Raw genomic sequence first — 2804 nt, forward strand, 5'->3', positions numbered from 1 at the left:
TAACAGTGGACTCTACTGTCATTTTGACCGTCTCGCGAAGCGTTCGGGTTCTAGTGACACCCGAACTTTACCATGATAAGCCATGGTTTTAACCTATTTTTCTTTTTCTAATTTTCTGTGTGGTTTAGGTACTTTTGATGGCTTGCATCTCGTCCTTGTTGCAGCGTGGAGGAAGGGGGAGGCAAGCGAAGCGCCCCCGACCGAAACAGACTTTTTAGGTTTGGGTTCCTGTTACACCCAAACTAACTGCGGACTTCCGCATATTCACTTGTCATGAAATTGCTCTGCAACTTCACGAGTCATCATGTGCATGGCCTCTTCTGAAGTTACTATCTTGGTTTGACCCCAGTCTTTAGACTGGTTGTCCTGCAGTATGTCTTTATCTTCTTTTTTAATAGCGTTTAGGTCTGCAAAGTAAGCCTCGTGGTCAGGAATATGCTCCCAATACTTTAAGGTCTCCAGCTCACTTCTAACTGGATGTTTCATCATCTCGTAAATGAAATCCTCTAATGAATAGCGTTTAGTTAATTTACCTACGCAGATTTCATTTGGCGTAATCCCTAAAACCTTGGCCAATGCTGCAACTTGAGAGGCTTTAGGTTCTGTCGCACCATTTTCCCATTTTAGATATGTTTGCTTAGCAACCTTGATAAGACTCGCAACCTCCTCCTGCTTTAACCCTTTACGTGTCCTAGCCTCTTTAAGTACGTCATGAATCATTATTTCAGCCCTCAGGTATATATTTATTTAACTATAACACCATATTTTAACACTCATCAGTTGAATTAACGATTGATATACATTAAGGTACGTAAAAATGTACTTGACAGGGTTTTTAGCGAATTGTTTTTCATCGACCGTTTATTCATGCAACAAGACTATCCAGAGGGCAATTTGCCGCTGGTCGGTCGGCATGTAATTGAACGGTTCGAACTCGAAACGGGTGAGTATTTACCACCATCGGTTAATCAGAAAATCCTCGAAGGTTCTTACAGCACCAAATTAACCATCCGTTGTGATGGTCAGCGGGTGAGGGTGGAAGGCAATCCGTCACGCTGGCAACGCATGGATAACCTTTTTGGTTTGCAAACGCTTGATGAATGCGTGGCGATTTTTAATCACGTTTTAGCGCAATACGGTTTACCTCCGTTCACCAAAAATACTCAGATTTCACACCGTCAAACGCCCGATGGGAAAGCCACACAATTAGTCGGTAATGGTGCCGAGATTACCGCTATCGACTGGACGGTTAATCATCAAGTAGGCAAGGGCAAAGAGGCCTCATTTATCCGTGGTATGTCGTCAATGCAAATCGGTCGAGGTCGTAAACCCAAGCTTTATCCAGATGGCCACACTTGTAACTGGGGCGAAGGTTCTACATGGATAATGACCAAGCTTTATAACAAAGCTATTGAATTACAAAGACATCTTAATAAGGAAATCCGTAAAAAAGCCGGTGTTCCTATCGATAGACTTAACTACCTAGAAAACCTCATTAAATACTGTGAAAGCACAGGTGTTGTACGCGAAGAACATAGCTTAAGACAGGCCTTACTTAAACGTCATACGTTGCAATTTTATGGCCGAGTCACTGAACAAGACTTTTACCCACACCTAAAAGAGATCGAGACCGCCATGAACACCATCCATATATCGCATGATGAGCATCAAAGCATCGCAGACCAACTTATCAGCCAAGGCGTGGTAAAGAGCCGTCAAGCGGCTAATGCAACGCAGAGCTACGCCATTTTATGGCAACACGGGACTGATTTACGGAACCCCAACGTCCTATCAGAACGTCAGTTCTACGAACATAAAGCCCGTTTAAAAGTCATCGGTATCGATATCGGCCAGCAATTCGATGTGAGTCGTATGTGCCCAACACTAAGACGCTCAGAAGTTATTGAAGTTAAACCGCTAATCGTCCCGCACTGGTATCAATTACCGATAGTTGCACAATCCAATATTTTACCGTTCAAAGCCTACGCATAGGAGCTATAACCATGTTGAAAATTGAAATATTTCAAGAAGATGTAACCGTAACAGCCCGAAACATGCCACCGAAAGACGGAAAGCCTGGGCGAACCATTTACGAGCAAAGAGCTTACGCATATTTAGGCGGAAAATTTCCTGTTCAGATGAAGCTGCAAGTCGAAGATCCAACTAAGACGTATCAAGCCGGAGAATATGAAATAGATAGCTCAAGCTTTGTCGTAAACAACTTTGGCGGCCTTGAACTAAAACGCTTTGGCTTAACGATCACAGCTATCGGTAAAGCTGCGACAACAGCACCTAAAAGTAACTTTTAATCAGGAGCCATCATCATGGATGAATCACTAATCAATAGCGCAATCCAGCTACGTAACGACATACAGGCTATCAATGATTTTTTACTGAAAGGCTTAGCGCCTGAAGATGCTCAACTGCAATTAATCGCTAAATCTTGCGTGTTACTGGGCGAACTTGACGACACACTAGAACAACTTAAGGACACAGCATCATGCAAATAATCCTTTATGATGGCGGCTACAGCATGGTTGAACGCCAAGACAAACCCGAGCTGCAATGTAACAACTGTAATAAGCCTTGGTGGTATGATGATTTTGACTCGATATTTATCCAGTGCCCACATTGCCAAGGCGAACTGCGTAGAGTCACACCAGAGGAACCATTTAGACATCGCTAAGGCATAGTAAGGAATGCCGACGAGCGAAGCCTGAGCCGAGGAGAAATGACGCGCTAATGCCGATAACGACACTTATCGGCACATCTAATCCCTTCCATACAAAGCTGCGCACAATGTA

5 protein-coding genes are annotated in these 2804 nt (G+C 43.6%); 4 read left to right on the top strand and 1 reads right to left on the bottom strand.

Annotated features, from left to right (window positions below):
• Nucleotides 1-264 precede the first annotated feature (264 nt).
• Nucleotides 265-720 carry a helix-turn-helix domain-containing protein gene (locus L2717_RS17975; RefSeq protein WP_220774051.1) on the bottom strand — a complete coding sequence of 152 codons (456 nt, stop codon included), beginning with the start codon at nucleotides 718-720 and terminating at the stop codon, nucleotides 265-267.
• Between the two features lie 147 nt (nucleotides 721-867).
• On the opposite strand from L2717_RS17975, the gene L2717_RS17980 reads away from it, so the two are divergent.
• Genes L2717_RS17980 through L2717_RS17995 form a run of 4 tightly spaced genes read left to right on the top strand, consistent with a single transcriptional unit; the run spans nucleotide 868 to nucleotide 2686 of the window.
• Nucleotides 868-1992 (top strand): phage/plasmid replication protein, II/X family, encoded by a 1125-nt coding sequence (locus L2717_RS17980; protein WP_246611777.1) that lies wholly within the window; start codon nucleotides 868-870, stop codon nucleotides 1990-1992.
• Nucleotides 1993-2003: 11 nt separating this feature from the next.
• Nucleotides 2004-2309, top strand: a complete 306-nt coding sequence (locus L2717_RS17985; RefSeq protein WP_220774050.1) for a single-stranded DNA-binding protein — start codon at nucleotides 2004-2006, stop codon at nucleotides 2307-2309.
• A gap of 15 nt (nucleotides 2310-2324) precedes the next feature.
• Entirely contained in the window at nucleotides 2325-2510 is a 186-nt protein-coding gene (locus tag L2717_RS17990) for a hypothetical protein (protein WP_220774049.1), read from the top strand.
• Complete coding sequence (locus L2717_RS17995; RefSeq protein ID WP_220774048.1) at nucleotides 2501-2686, top strand: hypothetical protein; 186 nt, start codon at nucleotides 2501-2503, stop codon at nucleotides 2684-2686. Before L2717_RS17990 ends, L2717_RS17995 begins: the two co-directional genes overlap by 10 nt.
• Nucleotides 2687-2804 lie beyond the last annotated feature (118 nt).

It is taken from the genome of Shewanella glacialipiscicola, from assembly GCF_023283485.1.
Taxonomy (GTDB): Bacteria; Pseudomonadota; Gammaproteobacteria; order Enterobacterales; family Shewanellaceae; genus Shewanella; species Shewanella glacialipiscicola.